The following is a 24,858-nucleotide window of genomic DNA, read 5'->3' on the forward strand; positions in this document are numbered from 1 at the left end:
GGTCGCCGCCGCCGACCAGCGGCTTGCTGAAGTCGACCGGGTCGGTGCCCTCGCGGTCGTAGGTCCAGCCGGCGAAGGTGTAGCCCTCGCGGGTCGGGGCCAGGGGCTGGCGGGCGACGCCGTCGGAATCAGTAACGCCCTGGAGCGTCACATTACCGTCGACGAATACACCGCCGTTGGCGAAGTAGAGGACATCCTTGACGTTCTTGTCCTCGTCAACGTCAGCTCCCTTGTCCTCGGTCCACTGAGCGAACAGGGTAGCGTGGTCGCCGCCGCCGACCAGCGGCTTGCTGAAGTCGACCGGGTCGGTGCCCTCGCGGTCGTAGGTCCAGCCGGCGAAGGTGTAGCCCTCGCGGGTCGGGGCCAGGGGCTGGCGGGCGACGCCGTCGGAATCAGTAACGCCCTGGAGCGTCACATTACCGTCGACGAATACACCGCCGTTGGCGAAGTAGAGGACATCCTTGACGTTCTTGTTCTCGTCAACGTCAGCTCCCTTATCCTCGGTCCACTGAGCGAACAGGGTAGCGCGGTCGCCGCCGCCGACCAGCGGCTTGCTGAAGTCGACCGGGTCGGTGCCCTCGCGGTCGTAGGTCCAGCCGGCGAAGGTGTAGCCCTCGCGGGTCGGGGCCAGGGGCTGGCGGGCGACGCCGTCGGAATCAGTAACGCCCTGGAGCGTCACATTACCGTCGACGAATACACCGCCGTTGGCGAAGTAGAGGACATCCTTGACGTTCTTGTTCTCGTCAACGTCAGCTCCCTTATCCTCGGTCCACTGAGCGAACAGGGTAGCGCGGTCGCCGCCGCCGACCAGCGGCTTGCTGAAGTCGACCGGGTCGGTGCCCTCGCGGTCGTAGGTCCAGCCGGCGAAGGTGTAGCCCTCGCGGGTCGGGGCCAGGGGCTGGCGGGCGACGCCGTCGGAATCAGTAACGCCCTGGAGCGTCACATTACCGTCGACGAACACACCGCCGTTGGCGAAGTAGAGGACATCCTTGACGCCAGTGGCAGCCGCAGCCGCCGCCTCCCCGCTTGTGTCCTGAGTAGTCTCCGCCGCGATAGCAGCAACCGGCGTAGAGCCAAGCACCATACTCAAGCTCAGACCGGCTGTGATAGCAGCGTTAAGCTTCCTATTCATGTGGTCGTCCTTTCCCGACTTGCTTCTCCGCGACCACTTCGCGAAAGAAGACATCTGAATTGCATGGTTAATTCAAGCCGAGAAAAAACTCAAAAGGTTGCGCAACCAAGCTATATCTAAGGTTTGAGACTTTTTTGCAAAAAAGTTTGCAAAAAGCTATTACACCATCCGTACGCTGGGGCAAAGATCTGCCAGCGGGCACTCGTCGCACTTAGGTTTGCGGGCATCGCAGATCTCGCGGCCAAAGGTGATCCACTGGTGGTTGACCGACTCCCAATACTCGTGCGGCAAGATCTTGAGCAGATCCTGCTCGGTCTTGAGCGGCTCTTTGGCGTGCGTCTTGGGACTCAGCATCAGACGGTGCGCGATGCGGTTGACGTGCGTATCGACCGCGATGCCCTCGACAATGCCAAACCCCACGTTGAGCACGATGTTCGCCGTCTTGCGCCCAACGCCCGGCAGCTTGACAAGCTCCTTCATGTCGGCCGGCACCTCGCCGCCGTAATCGGCGACAATCATCTGTGCGGCCTCCACGGCGTGCTTGGCTTTGCTCTTATAGAAGCCGAGCGACTTAATGGTATCTGCCACATCGGCAACGCTCGCCCCCGCCATGGCCTCGGGCGTGGGCCACTGGGCAAACAGCTTCGGCGTCACCTTGTTGACCTGCGCGTCGGTCGTCTGCGCCGAGAGCAACACCGCTATGAGCAGCCTATAGGGATTCTCGTGGTCCAAAAAACACTCAACCGGGCCATAGCGACGGTTAAGGCGCTCGCACACCTCAACGGCGCGCTCGCGCTTGGCGGCATTGGTCTCGCGTGGCATAACGACTCCTCGGATTGGCGGCATAATTACCTATGGGCACGATTGTCCCACGTATGGGGTCTTTACGCCTCCAAAAATGCGCCGGTCTGGCGGCCCCACAAGCTTGCGTACTCGCCGCCTGCCTCGACAAGCTGCGCATGCGTACCGTCCTCGACAATCTCGCCGTCCGCCAGCACCACGATGCGGTCGAGCGCCGCCACGGTGGACAGGCGATGTGCCACCACAATAGAGGTGCGGCCACGCATCAGGTTCTCAAGCGCCTCCTGCACCAGCGCCTCGGACTCGCTATCCAGGGCAGAGGTCGCCTCGTCGAGCACCAGAATCGGCGCGTCGGTGAGGATGGCACGGGCGATGGCCACGCGCTGGCGTTGGCCGCCCGAAAGCTTAACGCCGCGCTCGCCCACCATGGTGTCAAAGCCCCGGGGCAGGCGGTCGATAAACTCCAGGGCATTGGCCAAGCGGGCCGCCTCGCGAATCTGTTCGTCGGTGGCATCGGGGCGGCCGTAGGCGATGTTCTCGCGAATGGAGCGGTGAAACAGCAGTGCCTCCTGCGGCACGTAGGCAACCTGGCGGCGCAGGCTCTGCTGCGTGCAGCGCGAGACATCCTGACCGTCCACGAGTACGCGACCGCCCTGTACGTCGTCCAGGCGCAGCAGCAACTTGGTGAGCGTCGTCTTGCCCGAGCCCGATTTGCCCACCAGGCCCACGCGCTGACCCGCCGCCACATGGAGCGTCAGGTCGTCGAACACGCTCTCGCCCGCCGCGGCGTCGCGGTATGCAAAGCTCAGGTGCTCAAAATCAATCGCTCCCTCGCCCACCTTGAGCTCGGGAGCGTTCTCGTCGTCTGCCACCAGACGCGGCTCGTCCAGCACGCGCGTCATCTCGGCCGCATCGCCCAGCGCGCGGTTGATGCGCTGCATCATGGAGCTTACGTAGTTCAGACGCATGGTGAGGTTGTACGTATAGGTAAAGATCATGACGAGCGCGCCGGCCGAGATGCCAAACCACGCGTTGCCGCCCGCCACAAACACACTCACCACGGCCATGGTAATGACGATAAGGCCCGAGGTCGTAAAGTTGCGCTGCATCATGGCGTGCATCGAAACCGTTTCGGCGTCGCGCGCGGCGCGGTCGGCAGCATCGAACAGGTCGCGCTCAAAGTCTTCGCGCCCGCAGGTCTTGACGGCCAGGATGTTCGTGACCGCGTCGGACAACACGCCCGACAGCTTGTTCTGCGCGGCGGACGTCGCGGCCGAAAGCGGCATGATGCGCTTATACATGAGCCAGACAAACGAGATGTAGACGACCATAATGCCCACCAGGATCACGGTAAACGTCGGCACCACCGGAGCGAGCGCCGCTACCGTGCAGACAACCGAGGTGATAGTGGGAATGAGCGAATACACCGTCACGTCCACCAACCCCGTGTAGCCGCTCATAAAACGGCTCGTCTGGCTCACAAGCGATCCACCAAAACGGCTGGTGTGGAATGTCATGGATTGATTGGAGAGCGTGTCGAAGCACAGGCGCGCCAAGTGATAGTTGCCCGCAATCTCGAGCTTGTAGACGGTGTAGTCCTGCAGCTTGGAGAGGATTTGGCCCACTAGGTTAACGAGCACAAGCGCCAGAATGTAGGGGCCAAAGACCTCAAACACCCGGTCGCCCGCCACGGGGCCGGCCTGGACGCGGTCGACGATAAGCGCCATCACGTAGGTGTTGGCAAACGTGAGCAAAAAGATGTAGCCCGCCGACGAGAGCACCGAGAGAAAGACGATCAGCGGCTGCGTGCGCGTGACGTCCCAAAAACGCTGTAGCGTGCGGCGCACGGTTGAGCGTTTGAGCGGACTGGTGCTTCTCTGTGACATGGGCTTCCTTTCACATCTGGCGGGGCTAAACGTCATTGTTGCATACTAAAGCGCACTTCAGGCAGGCACGATGCGAAAAGCAGCGGGGTGCCCGCGTTTGCGCCGGCGCCCCACCGTCTTGTTGTAATTATTCCTCGTCTTCTTGATCTGTGAGAAGGCCCGCGGGCGTGAGTCCCAAGATCTCATCAGCTTGGTCGGCGTCTTCCAGCGCGTCGATGTCCTTGAGCTTGCGCTCCATGACGTTGGTGCGCGTGGTGATGATGCCCTCGACCGTCTTTCCCGCGGTCTCGATTTGCTGCTGGGCGCGGCGCAGCGCCGCCTGATAGCGCGGCAGCTCGGCCTTGACGGCAGAAAGCACGCGCAGCACGTCATCGGTGCGTTTTTGCAGCCTAAACGTCTGGTAGCTCATCTGTAGACTGTTAAGGATAGCCGCCATGGTGCTAGGGCCGGCAACGTTGACGTGATAGTCGCGACCCAGGGTCTCGATAAGTCCCGGACGACTGACAACCTCGGCGTACAGCCCCTCAAACGGCACGAACATAATGCCAAAGTTGGTCGTTGCCGGCACACTCAGGTACTTTTCGCAGATGTCCTTGGCCTCGCGCTTGACCATGGCGTCGAGCGTCTTACGCGCAGCGGCGACGGCCTCAGCGTCACCCGACTCCTGGGCGTCGAGCAGATGCTCATATGCGTCGCCCGGGAATTTGGAGTCGATCGGCAGCAGCACGGGATCGTCCTCGTCTACCGGCAGCTTGACGGCAAACTCAACACGCTCCGAGGCGCCGGGCTTGGTGGCGACGTTTTCCAGATACTGGTCGGGCGTGAGGATGTCCGCCAGGATTGCACCCAGCTGCACCTCGCCCAAAATGCCGCGCGCCTTTACGTTGCCCAGCACGCGCTTAAGGTCGCCCACGCCGGTGGCGATGGACTGCATGTCGCCCAGGCCCTTGTACACGGCCTCGAGCTGGTCGCTCACCTGCTTAAACGATGCCGACAGGCGATCGTTGAGCGTGCGGGAGAGCTTCTCGTCCACCGTCGCGCGCATCTGATCGAGTTGCACGTTGTTGTCTTTGCGGATAGCACCCAGCTGGGCATCGACCGTCTCGCGCACCTTGTCCAGGCGGTGCTCGATGCCCTCGCGGTTGGCACCGAGTTGTTGGGCCGTCTCGCGGCGCAGGTCATCCATCCGGTCACCAGCTTGCGAAAACTCGCGTGCGATGTTCAGGTAGCGTTGCTGCTCCACGGCCGCATCTGTCGTCTGCTGCTGCGCGATGGCATTGGCCGTGCGGCGGGTTTCTGCCAGCGCAACGTTCAGGGCATCGAGCGCGTTGTTAGCCTGCTCGAGTGCCGCCAGCGCCTCCGCACCGCCATCGCTGCGCTCTCGCAGCTCGGCGCGAAGGCCCTTGAGCTGCAGGGCGCAAGCCACAGCCACTCCTACCGCTACCAAGGCGATCACGACCAGCACAATATCAACAGCAGACATAGACTCCGCCCAACAAACCCAATCGAACATCAATCAAAACCGCGATCAATCTTACCCCGCCACACGCACCGGGCGCCCGGCCCCTTCTTGGGCGCCCCTCTCCTCAGCATATTCCATAATGCGGCGCGCCGTCTCCCTGCTCACCTTTGAGTCATCGCCGGCTAAGTATGCGTACACGTTTCCCTTATTCAGATTCAAATCGCGGCAGAGACCGTAGCGCGTTACGCCCGATTCCCCTAGCGCTCCCAACGTTCTTTTTCGCATCAGAGCGTTGATCCTTCTGTCCGCCACTGGCTTTTCCTTCACCGCTCTATACGCACGCCAAACGTTGGCATAACGATTAGGGAGTTTGTCCTCGGCGCATAGAGATGCCAGGCTACCCGTTTGGGCGTACAAGGACAAAACTCCTCGGTAATCCTCTTCCATCCACGAACCCTCGGATAAGCCCAGAACGTATTCGGCTTTACCCTGCGCCAAAGCGAGCAAAAACAGGGGCTCCGCCACGCGCGGCGCAACCGTCGTCGCCTGCTTAACCAGTTTTCTAAAGCTGAGCGACTGCTGTCCGGATAGCTCTCGGCAATAGCCTTTTAAGAATCCCTCAAAGGTCAGATTCAACCGAGCACCTCCTTTTTGTATTGCCTGTATGCGCAGACCATCTCTTGATAACTCCGCTCCGAAGGCGACGACGCCAGCGCCTCGCCCTCGTCGAATATAAGCCGTTCGAGCAGTCCCCAATCAAGTCGGTCGACGAATGCCTGGCTATGAAGATCGACGATGTCGTTCGGACGGTAGGCATAGAGCTTCATTACCGCTAGGTCTTCCAAGGATGGCGTAAAGTACCTGATAAAACGCGCCCCAATATCCAAGGGAATCAAACGAGCTTCGTAATTGAATGGCATCTGATTACAATATGCCACCGCCATACCATTCACCTCGGGATATCGAGCTATGATCTCGCGGAGGCACCTGTCTGCCTCAAACACATCAATGTCATGTGTAACCGACCGATTCGTCACATCGTTAAGCATGAAGGCGCTCCCTCCCACCAATACAACGCTCGGTCTATCGTCTCTTGGACCTATTTCCAGCTCCGCCTCTTCGTCAATACCCAAAAGAGTCTGTTCTAAATCCTGCTTATGCATAGCAAATCCTATTATTAATTATCATCAATAATACTATTCAGTCGCACGACAGGACCCACAGGATGCAAGAATTCTACTCGTGGCGATAATCCCTGCACCCTAGAAGTCCTAATGTGACAAACGCTAACTCTCCCAGCCGGCGCGGATGGTTGTTACGACATCGCCCAGGCGCTGGCCGAGAGCTGTTAAATGTTGGAGCACTTCGCTGGGCGAAGCGCCGTTGAGAATGCACGTAAGGGCATATGAGGCCAAGAAGATTGCCGCGAGTCCCAACGGGATCAGCACGATCATCGCCAGCGTACGCAGGCGCTGGGCCCAGCGACGGCGACGCGCACGACGCTTGTCGAACGCAAGCTCCTGCGCATATGAATCTTGTTGTACGGAATAGGCTCCTGGGTCCACCTCACCCGCAGACGATACCGCGGGCGCGGCGTTTTGCGCAGGAGGCTGGACGGCTGCCCCTTGCATTTGCATCTCCATAAGCCGCTGCTGTTGGCGCAGCATGCGCTCGGTTTGTTGCTGCGGGGTCTCAAGAAACAGATCCATGTTGGCCTCCTCAATAGGAGCATTCGATGCTTGCGCCCAGCATCCCGCACCATCGCGGCCGCGGCAACGAAATCCGCGGCAATAGCCGCAAAGATTCTTTTGTCAGAAAACTGTCGAAAAGTTCAACAACTCCCCTACCAGCACTTTCTTTGAGCTTTTTTCGCCAGCAATCTTTTGCCCTCTCGCCCTTGCGCCATCCGACCAAAACCTAACCAAAAGCTTGACGGAAATTGTGAAGACAGGGACCCCAAACAAAAACGTGCCGCCCCAAAAGGGGCGGCACGCAAACTTCTAATCAGCTTTTCTGTAGCGAGCACGCAACGACCCAACGCCGGGGCGCGGGGAGGGAGGCCGGATTGCCTTCCCTCAACGCGACCCTGCGAAGCCGTGAGCGGGGAGGGAAGGCAATCCGGCCTCCCGCCCCGCGCTCCGCAGCAGCCAGCGCCAAGCGCTAGTAGTTCACCACCTGCTCCTCAAAGTACGCCTTGGGATGGTTGCAAACCGGGCACACCTCGGGCGCCTTGGCACCAACATGCAGGTGCCCGCAGTTCAGGCACTTCCACACCTTTACGCCCTCGCGCTCAAACACCTCGCCCGATTCAATGCGCTCGACGAGCTTGTTATAGCGCTCCTCGTGAGCCTTCTCGACAGCGCCAACGCCACGGAACTTCGCGGCAATCTCGGCAAAACCCTCCTCTTCGGCGGTCTTGGCGAACTCGTCATACATCGTGGTCCACTCGTAGTTCTCGCCCGCGGCGGCATCGCGCAGGTTGTCCAGCGTATCCGGAACAGCACCGTCGTGCAGGTACTTAAACCACAGCTTGGCATGCTCGGACTCGTTGCCCGCCGTCTCGGCAAAGATATTCGAAATCTGAACGTAGCCGTCCTTTTTGGCCTTGGATGCATAGTAACGATACTTGGTGTGCGCCTGGGACTCACCGGCAAAAGCGGTCTCGAGGTTCTTCTTGGTTTGAGAATTCTCAAAATCCATAGGTGTACTTCCCTTCAATACGCGCCGCCCACAGACTTTGAGCGGCATAGTCTTTAGGATACCCTCATGCCGAGAATCTAAACCTTACTATCCTGTCCTGCAAATTTGCGTCATCACACACTCAGCCAGCGCTCGCCTTCGGCACGACAAAAGCCTTCGCGCTCCAGGTCGGCAAGAATGCCCGCAATAAAATCGCAACCAACCGGTTCGCGACCCGCTGCGGCCTCCATCTTGTTAACGCCTGCAACAGCTTCAACAAGCGTTATGCCCGCCGGCTGTCCGTCGCGAGCTGCAAGCAGCATGCGCACGATATGGGCACGCTTTTGCCGACGCGAGCCCTCAAACTTGGACTGGCGGCTATAGCCCGCCGAGCGCCTAGACGGATTGGGCAGCGTCTTTTTGAGATACGCGCCGTAATCCAGCAGCGCGTAATACCACGCGCGCGGCGTATCGGCATCGTCGAGCGGCACGGCAAAGGGAGCGGCCTCATCCGCCGCCGTACCGGGCGCCGCCGGGCAGGCCGCCTGGATCAACGGCACCAGCTCGCGATCGGGAACAGACGGAACGTCAGGAAAAAAGTGATGCAGAAAGACCGTGCGCACATTGGTCTCCAGGTACACTCCCGGAAGATCAAACGCAAACGACCGAATGCCCTGCGCCGTTGCGGGCCCAATACCGGGCAGCGCGACCAGGTCGCATGTATCACGCGGAAACTCCCCATCCCAGTCCTCCACGAGTCGCTGCGCGGCCTTATGGAGCGCCAAAGCACGACGGTTGTAGCCCATACCCTGCCAAGCGTCCAAAACATCAGAAGGAGCGGCCTGGGCGAGAGAATGCACGGTCGGAAAGCGGTCGAGCCATGCCGGCATGCGCATCTCTACGCGTGGAACCTGCGTCTGCTGCAGCATGACCTCGGAAAGCCAGATGATGTACGGGTCGCGTGTGCGGCGCCACGGAAGGTCGCGATAACGCAGAACCCCTTCCGAACGAATCATCGAACGAAAGGGGTCCTGAATCATAGCTATGCTCCTTATGCGGCGCTACTCCTCCCGGCAAGCACACGCGCAAACGGCATACTCGGGAAAGGCGTCGCGGTCGGCGAACTTGGGATCGACGGCGGGGAACTGGCGGCGAGCGACGACATCGTCCAGCGAAACGGAATCGAGGTAGTCACGCATCAGCGCCTGGGCCCCAGCCCACAGGGGATGATAGCAGCACGTGCCCCTGCGTGCACAGTCGCCATCGAGTGCCGTGCAATCATTCATAACCATAGGGCCCTGAACGGCCTCGACGACCTGACGGATAGTGACCTCGCTCGGGTTGACCTTAAGACGCATACCGCCGTGGACGCCACGCAGGCTCTCCACAATACCGGCCTGAACCAAACCGTGTTGGATCGAACGGGCAAACGAATACGGAACATTGACCTCTTCGGCAGCAGTGCGAACAGAAAGCAACCGCTCCGGCTCCTCGGCAAGCATCGCAAGCATGCGGAGGGCATAATCAGTCTTCCTCGATATGTCCATGTTTCCCCTTTCAAGGAATACGAACAGCTCGAACGGGCTCCGGGGCCGAGCTTACGTCGAGACGCTAAATAACCGCCGGGACAACCAAATAGTGAATTAGATGTCCGCTGAAGGTCGAATCCAAAGCAAATTGCATCAGATTAGGCCTGCAGTGGAATTTAGTATAACCTAACCCCCTGTTTCATTGAACGAGTGTTGCGCAACAAACCCCCCTGTTTAAACCGATATACTTAATTCATTTCCGCATCTCGGAAACAAGGAGCAGAATGAAAGGGACGGCCGAGCGGTTGTCCTATTAAACGCAAAAAGCCACGTCCGAAGACGTGGCTTTAATTGCGTTGGCGGGAAGTACGGGGCTCGAACCCGCGACCTCCGACGTGACAGGCCGGCGCTCTAACCAAACTGAGCTAACTCCCCAGGCAGTCGTTCGCGTTTGTTTCCGCTCGCGTGCGCTGCGGGGATTAGTATACACAGAAGTCTGTTCGCCGCGCAACAACTTTTTTGAAAATATTTTTTGAGACCCTCCCTGCCGTCACTATGTTCAACCAGTTTTGCGGGCGTGCGCCGCTGCGCGGCTAGCCCGCGTGCTCCTCGGCGGGGTTGGTCTGATTGTTCTTGTTGAAGCTCGGCCTTTGGCTCAAATGGAAACGGGGGATGCATTGTGCATCCCCCGTTTTTGTTGCGGTTAATCTAAGTCAATAAACTTGACGCTTAAGACCTTGCCGTCTTTGACGAGCATTCTGGCCATGGTGGGGCCCCGGGTGCCCCTGGGGTAGCTGGCGCTGCCTGGGTTGAGGACCAAGCAGCGGCCCACCTGGGCCTCTTTGGTTACGTGAGTGTGACCGTTGATGGCTACGTCCACGGATCCCACCGGGAGGTCTTCGCGGTAGTGGGCTACGGCAAACTTAAGGCCCTCGTAGCTAAAGAGCGCCAGACGGTCCACTTCGGGGCCGTAATCACGGTAGTAGTCGTTATTGCCCAGAACCGCTCGCACGGGGGCAATGGTTCGCAGATGTTCGTAGTCCATCTCCGACGTAAGATCGCCGGCATGGATAATCAGGTCCGCGCCGCTCAACTCATCTAAAAGCGCGGGCGACAGATAACCGTGGGTGTCCGAGATGATGTCGATACGCTTGGCGCTTGCACTGTTCATGGGATCCCTTCCGCTAAACGATTTGGTGCGTTCATACAAAAAGCCCCGCGGCTCCGCAGACGATTTTGGTCTACAGGGCTGCGGGGCCGGTGTGCTAGAGGCTCAGGGCCTTCTTGAGCGGTACGACGCGACGGCGCGAAACCGGTACGCGTTCGTCGACGCCCGTAATGCCCAGCTGGATAGCGCCCGAGGGAACCGTCTCGACGTCGGTAACACACGCCAGGTTAACGATATAGCGGCGGTGAACGCGGAAGAAGCCAAAATCACAGAGCTTGGCCTCGAACTGTGCCAGCGAGGTCGTCGACAAAAAACGGTCGTCGACGGTATAGATACAGGAGTAATCGTCCTTGGCCATAATGAAGCGAATGTCGTCCACGGGGATGAGCACCTTGCGGCCGCCCTTCTCCACCGGGATGCGCTCGATGGTCACCTTGCTGTCCGCAACGGGCTTCGTGCGCTGCATGACCTTCTCGATTGCACGATCCAGGCGGGCTTCCTCTACCGGCTTCATCAGATAGTCGACGGCATCCACATCAAACGCCTCAACCGCATGATCGCTGTACGCGGTCACAAACACGATCGCCGGCGGATTCTTAAGCTTATGCAGCGCCTCGGCAAGTTGCAGACCCGAAGCGCCAGGCATCGAAATATCGAGGAACACGACATCAACGCGACTCTCCATAAGCATCTCGATGGCGGAGCGAACGCTCGACGCTTCTGTGATCGTGCCGATCTTGCCCGTCTGCTCGAGCAAGAAGCGAAGTTCCGAACGGGCCGGGGCCTCATCATCCACAATCATCGCACGCAGCATGGGGATAAAACCTTTCGTCAACAAACTACATCGGGCATACGCCAACCGGCGTTAAGCCCGTGACCAATTATTCTACTCTTGAATGTCGAAGATGCTCTCCGACAAATCGAGATGTAGGAGCACTTTAGCGCCCTTACCCGGCGCCGATTCGACGCGCGTATAGGAGTGCGGCCCATAAAAGCGATGAATGCGCTCCGAAATATTGTGCATGGCAACGCCGGCGCCGCCACCCTGCGGGGAGCTGGCGTCGGGACGGGCAGAGCGCTCGTCAAACAGTCTGGCAGCAATGCCCTCGTCCATGCCCACACCGTCATCGGCCACCGAAATCAAAATCGCATCGTCACCATCCCTGCGCACCGTCACGTCAATCTTCAGCGCACTGGCATCACCCATGCCGTGACGCACGGCGTTCTCGACAATCGGTTGGATCACAAATGCCGGAACCAGCGTGTCCTCGACGTCCTCGGACACGTCAAAGGTCGCCAGCACGCGATCCTCGCCAAAGCGCGCCTTCTCAAACGTCAGGTAGCGCTTGGTCTGTGCGACCTCGCGCGACACGGGAATGAGCGAGCCCGAATTGTCGAGCGTTGCGCGATAGAACGAGGAGAACTCGCGCAGCAGCTCGCGGGCGCGCAGCGGGTCGGTACGCGTAAACGATGCGATGGTGTTGAGCGTGTTGAACAGGAAGTGCGGGTTAATCTGCGCCTGCAGGGCACGCACCTCGGCACGGGCCGTGAGCTCCTTTTGCACCTCGAGCTCGTGAATGGCGAGCTGCGTGGACAGGATTTCGGCAAAACCCGAGGCGAGCGCATACTGGGTACGGTCGACGGCACGCGGGGTCTTGTAATAGAACTTGAGCGTGCCGACGGTGCGGTCGCCCACCTTGATGGGTGCGATGATGCCAGCGGGGACCTGGTTGTGTGAGCCATCCGAACCCACCACGTCCACCACACGGTTGAACGACTGGACGATACCGTGTTCGATGACGTAGCGCGTGACGAGCGTACGAATGGGAGAATTGGGCAGCAGCTTTTCCTCAAACTCGCCCGCGCAGGCCAGTACGTTGCTCTCGTCGGTAACGGCAACTGTCATGGCGCGTGTCTCGGGCAAAATGCGCTGGCACACCAGACGTGCTGACTCCTGCGTCAGACCGCCTTTAATGTCCTCGAGCATGGCCGAGGCCACCGAGAGCGTCTCCTCGGTGTACTGCGAGCGAACCGAATCGGGATTGAGCGTCAAAAAGAAAAAGATACACAGGAAGATGCATAGCAGCGTACAGGCGACCACGGTCGCGATTGGATCGATTCCAGTCGCCAGGGCAAAAACAAAGTACACCAGCACACAAATGGCGCAGGATACGGCAATGATGCGAAAGATTGACATTGAACTATCGCGCTGGGCGCGGCGGTCGATCATTCAGTCCCCTCCAGGATGCTGGTCAGCTGGGCGTCACGCCAGAGCCCATCCATAATCTTGGGCCAGAAGCTCTGGAAACGCAGGTAGCTTGCGGCGTTTTGGCGTGCGTAGGTCCTGGCCTCGTCAATACCGTGGCGCCAAATGCGTAGGTATCCCTCGTGCTCGCGGGTAAACATGCTGCGGACCATGGCAGTCTTACGCACGCGATCGTCAAGCTCGCGCGAAATCCACGGACCCGGATAGGGCATGAGAGACGCGGCTGTAACGGGAATGAGCTCTTTCTGATGCGCGGCAAACGTTAGCTTGGCACGTTCGTAGTACCAACGGTACACGTCCTGCATAAAGCGCGGCGAGCGTTTCTCGGACTCGGGCGGTAGATGGCGCACGGTCCACTCGTTATCAAACCATACGTCGTAGCCAAATATGCGCATATTAAAGAGGTAGTCCAGGTCCTCGCCACGAGTGATAAACGGGTCAAATGCCACGCGGGTAAAGGCGCGGGCATGGAGGGCCATAAGGCCGCCGCACACATAGTTTGAACGCGAAATACGGGTACCCGAGAGCGCCTTTTTCATCCAGCGATTGAACTCGATACGCTTGGTCCACCAACGGTGGCAGATGCCCACCTTGTCCGTGGGGGCCAGCGGCGATCCGTCTCGATCGTAAAAGTAGCCGCTCTTAACCAAGATCGGCAGGCCCTGACGCGTCTGCTGCCCCAACGCGTAAGTCGCGCGTTTCATAAAGTCGGCATCGATGACAGTCTCGTCGTCATCCAAAAAGATGACGGCATCGTGACCCAGCACGGCGGCACAGGCAAGTCCCATATTGCGGATGGCGCCATAGCCGCGCAGGCTCACGCATTCTCCCGAACCCTTGGGCGCAATCTGCGCTACGCGGTCGGCGATACGCGATGCCTGGGTATTGGTGACTACGGTAACTTTGAGCGTAGGGTGCGCGTCGACGATTTCGCGTACGCGCTTCGACACATCCGCCGTGGCCGAGATGGGACAGACCACCAAAAGGATGATTCGCGGAATATCGCGTACCTGCTCGAGCGAAGCAAGACAGCGATCGAGCTCGGGATTGGCGGCGTTGAGCTTCGTCGAGTGGTCATAGACACCGGGAGCGTTTGCATGGGCATCATCGCCCGCCCAATATGTTGGAATCACAACTGTGGCGTTCATGCCTTCCCTCCCTGCAACACAAAAACGAGGCGCCGCCAAACACAGGCGACGCCCCGCGACCTAGCTGATTCCATCATACCCACTTGGGCAAATCATTGCTCGCAAGTCGCAATGTTTATTGCGGATAACCCCAAAAGAGTACCGCGGACAGGCACAATAGCCGCTCGCTCCTATGCGGCATGCTCTGCCGCTCGAGTCATGCGAGACAGGCGGGCCAGCAGCATAAAGCCAACGATCAGCAGCACAGCAATGGAAAGAACGCCCAGCGACGGGTTGCCAGTCAGCGAGGTGACGACCGACACCAGAAAGGTGCCCATAACGCTTGCATAGCGCCCAAAGATGTCAAAGAAGCCGTAGTACTCGTTGGACTTTTCCTTGGGGATGATGCGGCCAAAGTAGCTACGGCTGAGTGCCTGCACGCCACCCTGGAACAGGCCGACCATAATGGCAAGCACCCAGAATTCAAAGGCGGTCTTGAGGAAAAACGCGGCGAACAGCACAATGCCCATGTAGGCGGCGACCGCCACCAGGATCATGTTGAGCGTGCCCACGCGTCCGGCGAGCTTGCCGTAGATGATAGCGGACGGAAAGGCCACGAACTGTGTAACGAGCAGGGCCAGTACCAGCTGGGTCGAGTCGATGCCCAGAGCCGAACCGTAGCTGGTTGCCATGGAAATGACCGTGTGCACACCGTCGATGTAGAAGAAGAACGCGATCATGTAGACCAGCACGGTCTTGTTGTGGGCGATCTCGCGCATGGTGTGTACGACCTCGGAGAACACGCCGCCCACGATGTGGCCGATGGTGTCCTCGGGACCGCGCTCACGACCGTACTTTTGCTTATAGGTGCGAATGAGCGGCAGGGTAAAGATGAGCCACCAGGCACCAGTGATGACAAACGACAGACGCGTTGCCAGCATGGTGGGGACGCCAAGAGCGGGACCACCCATGATAAGCGCCAGGCAGATGATGAACGGCACGGTGGAACCGATGTAGCCCCAGGCATAGCCCGAGCTGGACACGGCGTCCATACGCTCGTCGGTGGTAATGTCGGGCAGCATGGCGTCATAGAACGTCATAGAAGAGTTAAGGCCGATGGTGCACAGCACGTACACGGTCAAAAATGCCATGGCGGACATTGGGATAGCCTGCGCTAGGCAAAGCACCAAGCCCGTGAGGAAGAAGCCCAAGAAAAACTTGATCTTGTTGCCGGCGTAATCGGCAAGCGCGCCCAGAATGGGCATGAGCATGGCAATGACCAGCGAGGCAATCGTCTGCGCGCTACCCCAAGCGACCACCAGGTCGGCCGAGGAAGCACCGGTATTGATGGCGTTAAAGTAGATGGGCACCACCGAGGTGTTGAGCAGCACGAGGGCCGAATTGCCCACATCGTACATAACCCAGTTACGCTCGAGCTTGGTGTATTTCATGGACAGGGACCCTTCGTATTCGCCCGATATGCAGTCAGTTCATCGTACCCCAATTGCACAGAGGCACCGGTAAGGATTCGGCAAAGGGACACGCACGAGCCCTACTCCTCGCGGTCGAACTCTTCGTCAGCGCCGAGCACGCGACCGCTGTAATTGACGTGGTTGGTCACGGCCTCCATATCGCCGGTCTCGATAAAGCGGGTGACCGTGCACTCGTAATCGACCAGCGCGCGGTCAAAGACCTCGGGGAAGCTCTCGTTCGAGACCTCATCGGTAAAGGGATTCTTCCACGTCAGATGGCCCAGATTGCCGGTGCGCTCGGGCGGCTCGGTCGTCACGCGGTGAGCAAGGCCATCGAGCAGGGAGTAGTCGTGTACTAGGCCCTCGACCAGGGCAATTGCACGCGTCTTGGCCGAGCCCGCCGGTTCAATGGCGCGATAGAGCAGCTGCATGTCGGCAACGGCGGCACCGTACTCCCCCGCTGGGATATCGATACCGTACACACGCCCGGCAACATAGCTCATCAGCACGCCGGCCACGCGATTGATGCGGTCGGTGGTGACGATCTCGCCCGCCGGCGGATAGTCCTCGACCGTGGCCCCGTCGCGCTTGAGCTGCAGCATCAACACGTCCAGGTCACTTTCGAGCACCGCATGGACCTGGCTGCCCGAATCCCCCAGCTCGGGATCGGACTCGACAATGCCAAACTGCTGCTCGTAGACAAAGGGGTGGGCATTACGGTCGAGCACGTAGTGCGACAGCAGGCCCAGCGCAAAGGCGCGGCCCAAGTTGGCATCGCGCGGGAGCAAATGGGACACGCCGTCGCGCAGGCACGAGAACTGGCGCGACATGCGCGAGCGATGCATGGCCTGTGCCAGCAGCGTGCAGTCGGAAACGCGCGGCGTCAGGATGTGGAAGAAAAACGGGTCGGGACCCTGGTTGCCCAGGATAAAGGCAATGCGTTCCTCGTCGGACGTAATGACGCCCTGCGGCAGACGATCGATGCTTTCCTCGCCAAACAGATGATGCGTAATAAGCGCAGGCATAATGATCCTTTCGATTTCATTCGATGTCACCCATTATGCCCACCGCGCGGCCATGCCAAACCCGCGTCGGCAAACGATGGCATGCGGACCGTCTACACAAGCCCCAGGCGCGCCTTAACCTCGGCAGCGCGACGACGGGACACGGGCACCGTCGAGGTTACGCGATCGAGCCTGAGTTCCATAAGACCCGTAGAACCGATCTCGACATTGTGCACGTCTTCCAAATTGACCAGATAGCTGCGGTGGACACGGATAAAGCCCTCGGAGGCCAGGCGCCGCTCGAGCGATGAAATCGACTCATTGATCAGATATGTTCCCTCGGCGCAGACGGCGTTGCAAAAATCGGCGCGCGCCTCAAAGTAGCAGACATCCGCCACGGGAATGAACACCTTTTTACCCCCACGATCCACCGTCAGGCGCAAAGGCTGGCGCGGAGCATGGACGACACGGCGTGCGCCCAGGGCGGTCTCGATCTTATCGAGTGCCTTTGACAGGCGAGCATCCTCGACCGGCTTTACGATGTAATCGACGGCATCGAGGTTATAGGCATCGGCCGCATACTCGGCAAATGCCGTCACAAACACCACGACCGGCGGTGTCTTTAGGTTCTGAAGCGTCTCGGCAAGCTCAATTCCCGAGCGACCGGGCATGGTAATGTCTAAAAACAGCACGTCGGGCTTGTTCGACAGAATCGATTCCACGGCTTCGGTGACATTGCCCGCCTCGGCAATCTGGCCCACACGCGCATCCTTTTCCAACAGATAACGTAGCTCAGCCCTAATTGGAGGCTCGTCATCAACCACCAAGATGTTCCAGCCTTCGGACATATGCGCTTCCCCTCTTTTTTCTCTCAATCCAACCGCGTGCTACACCGTTAGCGGCGCCGGCTCATGCGGCTCGCCGTTCAACTCAACGATGACCTGCGTTCCCACGCCCTCCTGGGACTTCACGCGCATGCCAGAATCTTCTCCGTAAAAGAAATGGATGCGCTGAAGCACGTTGAAGAGCGCCAGGCCGCAGCCTCGCTTGACGGAGCCGTCGGCGGTAATGCTTTCGGGCTCCTCTCGGCGATGCTGCTCAAACAGATGCGCGCAGACTTCTTCGCTCATACCGATGCCGTCATCTTCGACGATGATCTCCAAGCCGTCATCGGTCTCAAAAGCCCTAACACGAATGGAAAGCGGCTCGGTCTCGCGCTGCGCATGCTTGATGCAGTTTTCGAGCAGCGGCTGCAAGATAAACGGCGGCACCAGGCTGTCGCGCACCTCAAAGTCGATGTCGACCGAAACGCGCAGACGGCCGTCGCCATACCGGGCCTGCATAAGATTGATATAACGGGTGCCCTGCTCCACCTCGTGCTCGAGCGTGGTGAGCGTATCGGAGTCAGAAAGCGTCTGACGATAGTAGTTGGAAAAGTCGATCAGCAGCGATCGCGCCTTGTCGGGCTCGGTTCGAACGAGCGAAACGATCGTGCTAATGGTATTGAATAGAAAATGCGGATCGACCTGCGACTGCAGAGCGCGGAGCTCAACGCGGGCCGTGAGCTCATCCTGGCGCTCGAGCTCAAAGCTGGCGAGCTGCGTGGAAATGAGATCGGCGAAACCCGAGGCAAGCGCCGTCTGGCGCATATCGATGCTGCTCAGGCGAGGGTAATACAGCTCGAGTGTGCCCACGCAATGACCACGCACGCTAAGCGGCGCGACAATACCGGCACGCAGACGGGGAAAATAGCCGCCCGTCTCATTGGACGCATCACGCGAAAACACGCTCTGCTCGCCCGTCTCAATCACGTTGAGCGTGGTCTTGAGCACTACCGGGGTTCCGGCAGGGCACTTTGCCGAGTCCTCGCCCCAGCTTGCCAGCACCTGCCTGCCGTCAGTAAAGCAGATGGCAGAAGCGATGGTCTCGGACAGGATGATTTTAGAGGCACCCAGGGCCGCTTCGGGCGTAAGGCCGCGCGACGTGTAGGCAAATATTTTTGATGCGATGGCGAGCGTGCGGTCGGTTGCGCTCGATGTGAGGTCATCGGGGACCACAAAGACATACGAGAAGAAGAAGCACAGCATGACCAGGCCGGCAATAACGACAACGCCTGGAACGGGATTGGGATTATCGGTTAAATCCCAGATAAGCAGCAAGATAAGCGCCGGAACGACAACACCGAGTAGGATGGCCTGAACCACATGCTGGGCCGTACGAAAGACCTTGGTAGAGTTGTAACTCTTGCCCAGAATCAGCCTATTGAGATCCACCGTCATCCCCTCTTGTCCGTAGCACCGATAGCAATAAAGAGGGCCGCAAGCGACCCTCTCCATTGCATTATGCAATCAAAAACTGTGTTTTACATCCAGCCATCGACTAACGGTAGCTTAGGCGCTGTACTTGTTTGGCTCGCCGAAGGTGCCGGCCTCGACAATCCAGCCGTCCTTCATGATGACGTCCATGTTGTCGGTGTTGAGCACGTGAATGTCGGCGGCGACGTCACCGTTGACGACCAGCAGGTCGGCGCACTTGCCGGCCTCGATGGAACCGGTCTCGTCCTCGATGTGGCACATCTTGGCACCGTTGAGGGTGGCGCAGGTGATGGTCTCGACCGGGGTGAAGCCGATCTTGTCGACGAACTCGTACATCTCCTCGATGGAGCAGGTGCCGTACGGGGTGACGAAGGAGAAGGAGTCAGAGCCGATCGTCATGACGACGCCGCGCTTCTTGGCCTCGCGCAGACAGTCATAGTTGCGCTGCAGCTCCTTCTCGACCAGGGTACCCTCGTACTTGTCGTGCAGCTCGGGGACGTAGACGGGAGGATAGGTGGCGTACCAGGTGGGCAGGAAGGCGATCGTCGGGGTGAAGAAGGTGCCCTGCTCGGCCATGAGGTCCATGGTGCGCTCATCGATATCGAAGCCGTGAATCAGCTGCTCGCAGCCAAAGCGAACGGAATCGTAGGCGGCGGCGTGGTTGTTGTAGCAGTGGCTCCACACGGGGATACCGACCATCTTGGCCTCTTCGACCACGGCCTGGATCTCCTCGGAGCAATAGTGCTGGTCGCGACCGGAGTCCCAGCGCCAGATGCCGCCACCGGTAGCCCAGATCTTGATGGCATCGGGGTTCTCGCGCAGGCGACGACGGACGGCCTTGCGCAGATCCCAAGGACCGTCGACCTGGTCGCCCCAGGGATGGGATTCCTTGTTGAGCTCCTGGGTGCAGTGGTGGGAGTCACCGTGACCGGCAACACGGCAGAAGCCGAGGCCGGTGGCCAGAACGCGCGGACCCTTAAAGACGCCCTTGTCGATGCAGTCGCGAATCTGGATACCAAAGCGGCCGATCTCGCAGACGGTGGTGAGGCCGTGGGTGAGGCAGTCGTAGGCCTGCTTGACGGCGACGGCCTGCTTCTCGAGAAGCGGCTGCATGACCCAATCGGTGTCATCGTCGGTCAGGTTGCCCGAGAAGTGCAGGTGGGTGTCGATCAGGCCGGGAAGGACAGTCTTGCCGGCGGCGTCGATAACCTCAACGCCCTCGGGAAGGTCCTGCATAACACCGGCGTACTCGATCTTGCCGTTGTCGTCGACGAGAACGAGGGAGTTCTCGACCGGCTCGGCACCGGTACCGTCGATAAGCTTGCCGCCAACGATTGCATACTTAGTGGACATGGTTCCTCCTTATGGATCCATATAGTGGGTGAGGCCGTGTCGGGTTAAGGCCTCACAAAGCTACCCAAGTGATGCCGGGTTCGGTACGCGGGAGAGAGGGCACCGCGCACCCAATCCGCCCCGGTTAGGCGTTACTTTTTACGGGAATTGGTGAAAGCCATGAGAGCCAGGCCAATAGCCAACCAGCCGATCACGATGCTCCACTCCACCATGTTGAGGGAGGCGGGAGAGAACGGAATCACGAGCAGGCCGATGATGATGGCGCAGGCAGCGATGGCGAGGCAGATGCCAAACTTGCCGCCGGGCACCTCGTAGGGACGAGGTAGGTCGGGCTCGGTGAAGCGCATGCGCAGGCAGGCAAGAGCGACCATGCCGCAAGAGAAGATGAAGGCGAGAGCCGACACATTGGTCAGAGGGATGAGCATGTTCTTGCCCAGGAACGGACCGACGACGGTGATGATGGCCAGAACGACGCAGGCGAGCTTGGGAGCGCCGGAATTGGAATCGACCTCGGCAAACTTCTCGGGCAGCTGGCCCTTGCGGCCCATGGCGAGCATAATGCGGCTCGTGGCGCCGTAGAAGGAGTTCATCGGGCCCATGGGTCCAAGCGTGGCGATGACGAGCATGGCCAGGTACAGGAGCATGTTGATGCCCTTAAGACAGGCAAGCGCGGGAACGGGGCTCTTAACAAACTCATGCCAGTCAAGGATAGTGCCGAACGAGTAAATGCAGACCATGTAGAAGCCGCCGGCGGCCAGCAGGGCCAGGGAGATGATCTTGCCGAACTTGTTCCAGTTAAGGCCCTCGGCTGCTTCCTCAGCCTGCTGAGGAATGGTGTCGAAACCGGCGTAGAAGAACGGGGTCAGAACCAGGACCGACACGATGCCGGCGAACAGGCTGGTGCCCTCGGTGGCGGCCTTACCGCCGCCAGCACCGGCGACCTGGGAGAACACAGGCATGGCGTTGTTCGGCGAGCCGGTGAACAGCGAGACGCCCATGGCGAGTAGCATGCCGCAGAGCAGGGCCTTGGTCAGGAAGGCTTGGAGCTTGGCGGCCGAGCTGGCACCGCGGAAATTGAGGAAGATGACGTAGACTGCAAAGCCGAGCGCGATCAGCGTCGGGAACAGGTAAACGTCGGCGCCCAGGATGGTGTAGAGCTTGATGGCGCGCAGCCACTCAAGACCGGGCAGGCTACCGAACATCTCGGACACGAGAGTCGAAATGGCAATGGCCTCCCACGGGCACAGGATGCCGTTGCCCAGGGCCAGGAGCCAACCGGTAATGTAGCTCAGTGTACGGCCAAAGCTACGATCGACATACTCGACGATGCCGCCCGAGATGGGGATAGCAGCCGTAAGCTCACCGAAAACAGCTCCGACGGGCACGAGGAAGATTGCACCCAAGAGGAATGCGATCATAGCGGGAACGGGACCGCCGCCCACGACCATCCAGTCGCCGACCTGCAGAACCCAACCGGTACCGATGATGGCACCGAAACCGATGGTGAAGAAGTTCCAGAGCGAAAGCGTTTTCTTCATGCCGCCGGTATCCTCGACTGCAACTTCTGCGTTCTTGTCCGCCATTGTTCCCCTCCTTTCCTTTTTGACGCCCCTTGGCGTCACCCCTTGCACGGCCTGTTTTGCCGTGCACTTTTTATTTCATGGCTTTAAGATACGGCCTTGGCACAGCAACGCCACTCGTAGCTCGACCGAAGGCAGAACTGCAAAACGAGCGGCGCCGTTTTTGGGACGAACGGCGAGGGGCGCCACTCGGTGCGGGCGTCCGTTTTGATGACGCGACTCAATCGCTCGCGGAGGGCGTCGCTTTATGACGCCAGGCTCGCTCCCGTCCATGCCGCTTACCGAGGTTTTGGTGTATGTCCTCATTTGCTGCACGTCTTTTTTGTAGGATGGACGGGTTATACATGAGACGAGGCGGTGCAAATGGCATACGAATACAACGGCGGCGAACGACAGCGAAACGTTCGCCTTGCCGGGCGTACCACGCCAGCATCCAGGAGTGTTTTTGACAACGACGGGCCGCAGCGTCCGCAGGATCGCCCCTCGTCGTCTATGCTGCAGAATACCAGCACGCGTCAGGCGGGTCGCCCATGCTCGGGCACCCGTCAACGCCGGGCCGAAGTGCCTCGGCGGCAGAAAATCGATCGGCGAAAGTCTGACAATCACATCAGCCGTTTCTTTTCGAAGCCCCGCGGCGGACGCGGCGCAAAGCAGCCACGGCCGCTGGGACGCGGCCGGGCCGCCAATCCGCAGATTCATCGTCTCTGTCTTGCCCTGTGCTCCATCATGGCATGTCTGGCATTTGTGTATCTGGGGTCGTGTGCCTCGCATGGCTCTGCCGGCCTAGAGCCCACCGCCGAGGAAAAGCTCCTCAAAGCCCCAGTCGCACCCGGCTACTCGTTTGCTTTTTCGACCCCACGTTCGCAGTGGAGTGCCGGCACCATGCCGCATATTTACCAGATCGACCCCGCATGGTCGGAGCTGCCCTACGCCGGCGGAACTATCCGCCAAAACGGCTGCGGACCCACCTGCCTCACCATGATCTACATCTTTAAAACGGGGCGCACCGATATGACGCCGGTCGATATGTGCGCCCTTTCCGAGGCGGGCAACTATGCCCCCACCGGTGCCACCGAGTGGTCGTTTATGACGAGCGGCGCCGCGCAGCTGGGGCTTAACGGGACGCAGCTCTACAACGACCGAGACTCGATGGCCCAGGCCTTGCGCTCGGGTGCTCCCGTAATCGCCGTCGTGCGTCCCGGCACGTTTACCAACGTGGGTCATTACATCGTGCTTTACGGCATTGACGACGCCGACCAAATCGGTGTCTACGATCCCAATTCGCCCAGCCGTAGCGCCCGCCGTTGGGGCGTCGTAGAAGTCCTCAACGAAATCGAAACCATGTGGGCCTACTACTAGTCATTGGGGACAGACTTAAATGGCCAATACTAGTCATTGGGGACAGACTTAAATGACCAGCCATTAAATGACTAGCCACTGGGGACGGTCTTTGCAGACGACCGCTCGCGCTGCCGAAAAGGACTGTCCCAAGATGCCGGCAGAAAAGGAACGTCCCCAAGTGCCGGGTTTCTGCGGTCTTCAGCGCTTCTCATGAACAGCCACCTCAATAGCAAAAGCCCCGCAGTCGGAGCGGACTGCGGGGCTCATGAAGAGAGGCTAGTTTGTGGGCGCTTTGCCTGGCGCCCACAAGAGAGGCAACAGAGTAGAGACTACTCGTGGATGCGGGTACCGGAGAGGCCGGCCATGGTCTCGGCGGCCTTGTCCAGGGCGCCGATAATGCAGGTGCGGCCCTTGCGGGAACGGGCGAACTTGATGGCAGCACGGACCTTGGGCTCCATGGAACCCTTACCGAACTGGCCCTCGTCGGCCAGGCGCTCGGCCTCGTCGGCGGTGAGGTCCTCGAGCTCCTCCTGGTTGGGCTTGCCAAAGTTGATGGCGACATGCTCAACGGCGGTCAGCAGGAACAGAACGTCGGCGTCGCAGTCCTCGGCCAGCAGCTCGCCGCCCAAGTCCTTGTCGATGACGGCGGGAACGCCTTTGTAGCAACCCTTGTTCTCGTAGTCGCGGACGACGGGAATGCCGCCGCCACCGCAGGCGATGACGATGAACTCGTTGTCGAGCAGGTTGAGGATGGAGTCGGCCTCGACGATCTTCTTGGGATCGGGGGAGGCGACGACGCGGCGCCAGCCGCGGCCGGAATCCTCGACGAAGACCTTGGAGGGATCCTCGGCCATGAACTCCTTGGCCTGCTCCTCGGTGTAGAAGGGGCCGATCGGCTTGGTCGGGTTCTTGAACGCGGGATCATCCGGATCGCACTCGATCTGGGTGACGACGGTGGCGGCGTGCCAACGCTTATAGCGCTTGTGCATCTCGCGGCCGATGCCCTGCTGCAGGTGATAACCAATGTAGCCCTGGGACATGGCGCCGCACTCGGGCAGCGGCATCTCGGGGGTACCGATGGCGTCGTGGGCGGCGGCGAAGGCATTCTGGATCATGCCGACCTGCGGGCCGTTGCCGTGGGTGATGATGATCTCGTTACCCTGCTCGATGAGACCAAGGAGTGCGTGGGCGGTGTTGCTCACGGCCTCGATCTGCTCGACGGGGTTGTTGCCGAGGGCGTTGCCGCCAAGGGCGACGACAATACGATCGGGCTTGCCAAGAGGCTTAGACATTGCTGGAATCCTTTCTGTAAAAGGCCTACATCCCATTAATAACCCACGTCCGTGCAATACGCGAGTTTATTAAGGTTTATATTCTCTTTATCGCTCATTTTATTCATTTTGAAAACAGTTGAACGGTGAACGGTCGTTTTTACCCGTTCAGCGTAAAGATGCCCAGCTCAAGCATATCTAAGCTATTTACGTGCGACTTTATTTTGATAGAGCAGGGATTAGACCAGATTATGCAAACTATATCTTTGCTAAACACAAAACAGACAGCGCAATATCTTACTTGCACTATACGAGATTCTATACATTTATAAGACGAGTATGCAGCCCTGCAATAACATAGCGTTTTTCATCCAACTTAGGGAATAGACGAGCACCTTTACCGCGCGTCGGCCGGCAGCCGGCGAGCCGTCTCGTCGATTGCCGCTTCCAGAAATTCAAAAACTGATATTGC

At 59.4% G+C, this 24,858-nt stretch carries 23 protein-coding genes and 1 tRNA gene; 2 read left to right on the forward strand and 22 right to left on the reverse strand.

Going from position 1 to position 24,858, the window contains the following annotated elements:
* The 7 genes from ACTQ48_RS01960 to ACTQ48_RS01990 form a co-directional block, all read right to left on the reverse strand.
* Positions 1-1,132: InlB B-repeat-containing protein (locus ACTQ48_RS01960; RefSeq protein ID WP_441570004.1), on the reverse strand; the 1,132-nt coding region annotated here is incomplete at its 3' end.
* Between the two features lie 159 nt (positions 1,133-1,291).
* The gene (gene nth / locus ACTQ48_RS01965) at positions 1,292-1,954 is read right to left on the reverse strand and encodes an endonuclease III (RefSeq protein ID WP_427796176.1); all 663 of its coding nucleotides are present in this window, start codon (positions 1,952-1,954) and stop codon (positions 1,292-1,294) included.
* Positions 1,955-2,016: 62 nt separating this feature from the next.
* A complete protein-coding gene (locus ACTQ48_RS01970; RefSeq protein WP_441570005.1) occupies positions 2,017-3,819 on the reverse strand; it encodes an ABC transporter ATP-binding protein in 1,803 nt (600 codons plus the stop codon).
* Positions 3,820-3,946: 127 nt separating this feature from the next.
* Positions 3,947-5,302 (reverse strand): DNA recombination protein RmuC, encoded by a 1,356-nt coding sequence (locus tag ACTQ48_RS01975; protein ID WP_441041721.1) that lies wholly within the window; start codon positions 5,300-5,302, stop codon positions 3,947-3,949.
* A gap of 51 nt (positions 5,303-5,353) precedes the next feature.
* Positions 5,354-5,917 (reverse strand): transcriptional regulator, encoded by a 564-nt coding sequence (locus ACTQ48_RS01980; protein WP_154518499.1) that lies wholly within the window; start codon positions 5,915-5,917, stop codon positions 5,354-5,356.
* Positions 5,914-6,444: a DUF6036 family nucleotidyltransferase gene (locus ACTQ48_RS01985; protein WP_441540419.1), complete on the reverse strand. Its 531-nt coding sequence runs from the start codon at positions 6,442-6,444 to the stop codon at positions 5,914-5,916. Before ACTQ48_RS01985 ends, ACTQ48_RS01980 begins: the two co-directional genes overlap by 4 nt.
* Before the next feature lie 123 nt (positions 6,445-6,567).
* A complete protein-coding gene (locus ACTQ48_RS01990; protein WP_441570006.1) occupies positions 6,568-6,990 on the reverse strand; it encodes a hypothetical protein in 423 nt (140 codons plus the stop codon).
* Between the two features lie 26 nt (positions 6,991-7,016).
* Here ACTQ48_RS01990 and ACTQ48_RS01995 point away from each other — a divergent pair, with 26 nt between their 5' ends.
* Positions 7,017-7,202, forward strand: coding sequence for a hypothetical protein (locus ACTQ48_RS01995; protein WP_154518490.1), 186 nt, complete (start codon positions 7,017-7,019; stop codon positions 7,200-7,202).
* 239 nt (positions 7,203-7,441) lie between these two features.
* On the opposite strand, the gene rbr is transcribed toward ACTQ48_RS01995, so the two are convergent.
* The 14 genes from rbr to ACTQ48_RS02065 form a co-directional block, all read right to left on the reverse strand.
* Positions 7,442-7,981, reverse strand: a complete 540-nt coding sequence (gene rbr, locus ACTQ48_RS02000; protein ID WP_154518486.1) for a rubrerythrin — start codon at positions 7,979-7,981, stop codon at positions 7,442-7,444.
* A gap of 113 nt (positions 7,982-8,094) precedes the next feature.
* The gene (locus ACTQ48_RS02005) at positions 8,095-9,000 is read right to left on the reverse strand and encodes an adenine glycosylase (protein WP_441540418.1); all 906 of its coding nucleotides are present in this window, start codon (positions 8,998-9,000) and stop codon (positions 8,095-8,097) included.
* Between the two features lie 21 nt (positions 9,001-9,021).
* Positions 9,022-9,507: an RrF2 family transcriptional regulator gene (locus tag ACTQ48_RS02010; protein ID WP_154518481.1), complete on the reverse strand. Its 486-nt coding sequence runs from the start codon at positions 9,505-9,507 to the stop codon at positions 9,022-9,024.
* 339 nt (positions 9,508-9,846) lie between these two features.
* Positions 9,847-9,924, reverse strand: a tRNA-Asp gene (locus ACTQ48_RS02015).
* Between the two features lie 268 nt (positions 9,925-10,192).
* Positions 10,193-10,660, reverse strand: a complete 468-nt coding sequence (locus tag ACTQ48_RS02020) for a YfcE family phosphodiesterase (protein ID WP_154518649.1) — start codon at positions 10,658-10,660, stop codon at positions 10,193-10,195.
* A gap of 94 nt (positions 10,661-10,754) precedes the next feature.
* On the reverse strand, positions 10,755-11,471 hold the full coding sequence (locus ACTQ48_RS02025; RefSeq protein ID WP_154518646.1) for a LytR/AlgR family response regulator transcription factor: 717 nt from the start codon (positions 11,469-11,471) through the stop codon (positions 10,755-10,757).
* Between the two features lie 72 nt (positions 11,472-11,543).
* Positions 11,544-12,887, reverse strand: coding sequence for a histidine kinase (locus ACTQ48_RS02030; RefSeq protein ID WP_441570007.1), 1,344 nt, complete (start codon positions 12,885-12,887; stop codon positions 11,544-11,546).
* Positions 12,884-14,071: a glycosyltransferase gene (locus tag ACTQ48_RS02035; protein WP_441570008.1), complete on the reverse strand. Its 1,188-nt coding sequence runs from the start codon at positions 14,069-14,071 to the stop codon at positions 12,884-12,886. Before ACTQ48_RS02035 ends, ACTQ48_RS02030 begins: the two co-directional genes overlap by 4 nt.
* Positions 14,072-14,241: 170 nt before the next feature.
* A complete protein-coding gene (locus ACTQ48_RS02040) occupies positions 14,242-15,501 on the reverse strand; it encodes an MFS transporter (RefSeq protein ID WP_441015550.1) in 1,260 nt (419 codons plus the stop codon).
* Positions 15,502-15,602: 101 nt separating this feature from the next.
* Positions 15,603-16,547 carry a zinc dependent phospholipase C family protein gene (locus ACTQ48_RS02045; protein ID WP_154518634.1) on the reverse strand — a complete coding sequence of 315 codons (945 nt, stop codon included), beginning with the start codon at positions 16,545-16,547 and terminating at the stop codon, positions 15,603-15,605.
* Between the two features lie 92 nt (positions 16,548-16,639).
* Positions 16,640-17,374: a LytR/AlgR family response regulator transcription factor gene (locus tag ACTQ48_RS02050; protein ID WP_154518631.1), complete on the reverse strand. Its 735-nt coding sequence runs from the start codon at positions 17,372-17,374 to the stop codon at positions 16,640-16,642.
* Between the two features lie 39 nt (positions 17,375-17,413).
* A complete protein-coding gene (locus ACTQ48_RS02055) occupies positions 17,414-18,799 on the reverse strand; it encodes a sensor histidine kinase (RefSeq protein ID WP_427728891.1) in 1,386 nt (461 codons plus the stop codon).
* Between the two features lie 117 nt (positions 18,800-18,916).
* Positions 18,917-20,194, reverse strand: coding sequence for a metal-dependent hydrolase family protein (locus ACTQ48_RS02060; RefSeq protein ID WP_154518625.1), 1,278 nt, complete (start codon positions 20,192-20,194; stop codon positions 18,917-18,919).
* 131 nt (positions 20,195-20,325) lie between these two features.
* Positions 20,326-21,777, reverse strand: coding sequence for an APC family permease (locus ACTQ48_RS02065; RefSeq protein ID WP_441570009.1), 1,452 nt, complete (start codon positions 21,775-21,777; stop codon positions 20,326-20,328).
* A 723-nt stretch (positions 21,778-22,500) separates the two neighbouring features.
* Between ACTQ48_RS02065 and ACTQ48_RS02070 the strand changes: the two genes are divergently transcribed.
* Positions 22,501-23,133: a C39 family peptidase gene (locus ACTQ48_RS02070; protein WP_441548422.1), complete on the forward strand. Its 633-nt coding sequence runs from the start codon at positions 22,501-22,503 to the stop codon at positions 23,131-23,133.
* Positions 23,134-23,444: 311 nt separating this feature from the next.
* Here ACTQ48_RS02070 and arcC read toward each other — a convergent pair whose 3' ends face one another.
* The gene (gene arcC, locus ACTQ48_RS02075; protein ID WP_006235166.1) at positions 23,445-24,407 is read right to left on the reverse strand and encodes a carbamate kinase; all 963 of its coding nucleotides are present in this window, start codon (positions 24,405-24,407) and stop codon (positions 23,445-23,447) included.
* Positions 24,408-24,858 lie beyond the last annotated feature (451 nt).

The sequence above is a fragment of the Collinsella sp. Sow4_E3 genome, assembly GCF_052116285.1.
Lineage (GTDB): Bacteria > Actinomycetota > Coriobacteriia > Coriobacteriales > Coriobacteriaceae > Collinsella.

What these genes read in the sequence shown, in the direction of transcription:
- ACTQ48_RS01970 (WP_441570005.1), bottom strand. Translation starts at nt 3,819, where the DNA reads ATGTCACAGAGAAGCACCAGTCCGCTCAAACGCTCAACCGTGCGCCGC.
- ACTQ48_RS02065 (WP_441570009.1), bottom strand. Translation starts at nt 21,777, where the DNA reads ATGGCGGACAAGAACGCAGAAGTTGCAGTCGAGGATACCGGCGGCATG.
- ACTQ48_RS02070 (WP_441548422.1), top strand. Translation starts at nt 22,501, where the DNA reads ATGGCATGTCTGGCATTTGTGTATCTGGGGTCGTGTGCCTCGCATGGC.
- ACTQ48_RS02050 (WP_154518631.1), bottom strand. Translation starts at nt 17,374, where the DNA reads ATGTCCGAAGGCTGGAACATCTTGGTGGTTGATGACGAGCCTCCAATT.
- ACTQ48_RS01985 (WP_441540419.1), bottom strand. Translation starts at nt 6,444, where the DNA reads ATGCATAAGCAGGATTTAGAACAGACTCTTTTGGGTATTGACGAAGAG.
- ACTQ48_RS02040 (WP_441015550.1), bottom strand. Translation starts at nt 15,501, where the DNA reads ATGAAATACACCAAGCTCGAGCGTAACTGGGTTATGTACGATGTGGGC.
- ACTQ48_RS02045 (WP_154518634.1), bottom strand. Translation starts at nt 16,547, where the DNA reads ATGCCTGCGCTTATTACGCATCATCTGTTTGGCGAGGAAAGCATCGAT.
- ACTQ48_RS01995 (WP_154518490.1), top strand. Translation starts at nt 7,017, where the DNA reads ATGCTTGCGCCCAGCATCCCGCACCATCGCGGCCGCGGCAACGAAATC.
- ACTQ48_RS02035 (WP_441570008.1), bottom strand. Translation starts at nt 14,071, where the DNA reads ATGAACGCCACAGTTGTGATTCCAACATATTGGGCGGGCGATGATGCC.
- ACTQ48_RS01990 (WP_441570006.1), bottom strand. Translation starts at nt 6,990, where the DNA reads ATGGATCTGTTTCTTGAGACCCCGCAGCAACAAACCGAGCGCATGCTG.
- ACTQ48_RS01975 (WP_441041721.1), bottom strand. Translation starts at nt 5,302, where the DNA reads ATGTCTGCTGTTGATATTGTGCTGGTCGTGATCGCCTTGGTAGCGGTA.
- arcC (WP_006235166.1), bottom strand. Translation starts at nt 24,407, where the DNA reads ATGTCTAAGCCTCTTGGCAAGCCCGATCGTATTGTCGTCGCCCTTGGC.
- ACTQ48_RS02010 (WP_154518481.1), bottom strand. Translation starts at nt 9,507, where the DNA reads ATGGACATATCGAGGAAGACTGATTATGCCCTCCGCATGCTTGCGATG.
- rbr (WP_154518486.1), bottom strand. Translation starts at nt 7,981, where the DNA reads ATGGATTTTGAGAATTCTCAAACCAAGAAGAACCTCGAGACCGCTTTT.
- ACTQ48_RS02005 (WP_441540418.1), bottom strand. Translation starts at nt 9,000, where the DNA reads ATGATTCAGGACCCCTTTCGTTCGATGATTCGTTCGGAAGGGGTTCTG.
- ACTQ48_RS02025 (WP_154518646.1), bottom strand. Translation starts at nt 11,471, where the DNA reads ATGCTGCGTGCGATGATTGTGGATGATGAGGCCCCGGCCCGTTCGGAA.
- ACTQ48_RS02030 (WP_441570007.1), bottom strand. Translation starts at nt 12,887, where the DNA reads ATGATCGACCGCCGCGCCCAGCGCGATAGTTCAATGTCAATCTTTCGC.
- ACTQ48_RS02060 (WP_154518625.1), bottom strand. Translation starts at nt 20,194, where the DNA reads ATGTCCACTAAGTATGCAATCGTTGGCGGCAAGCTTATCGACGGTACC.
- ACTQ48_RS02020 (WP_154518649.1), bottom strand. Translation starts at nt 10,660, where the DNA reads ATGAACAGTGCAAGCGCCAAGCGTATCGACATCATCTCGGACACCCAC.
- nth (WP_427796176.1), bottom strand. Translation starts at nt 1,954, where the DNA reads ATGCCACGCGAGACCAATGCCGCCAAGCGCGAGCGCGCCGTTGAGGTG.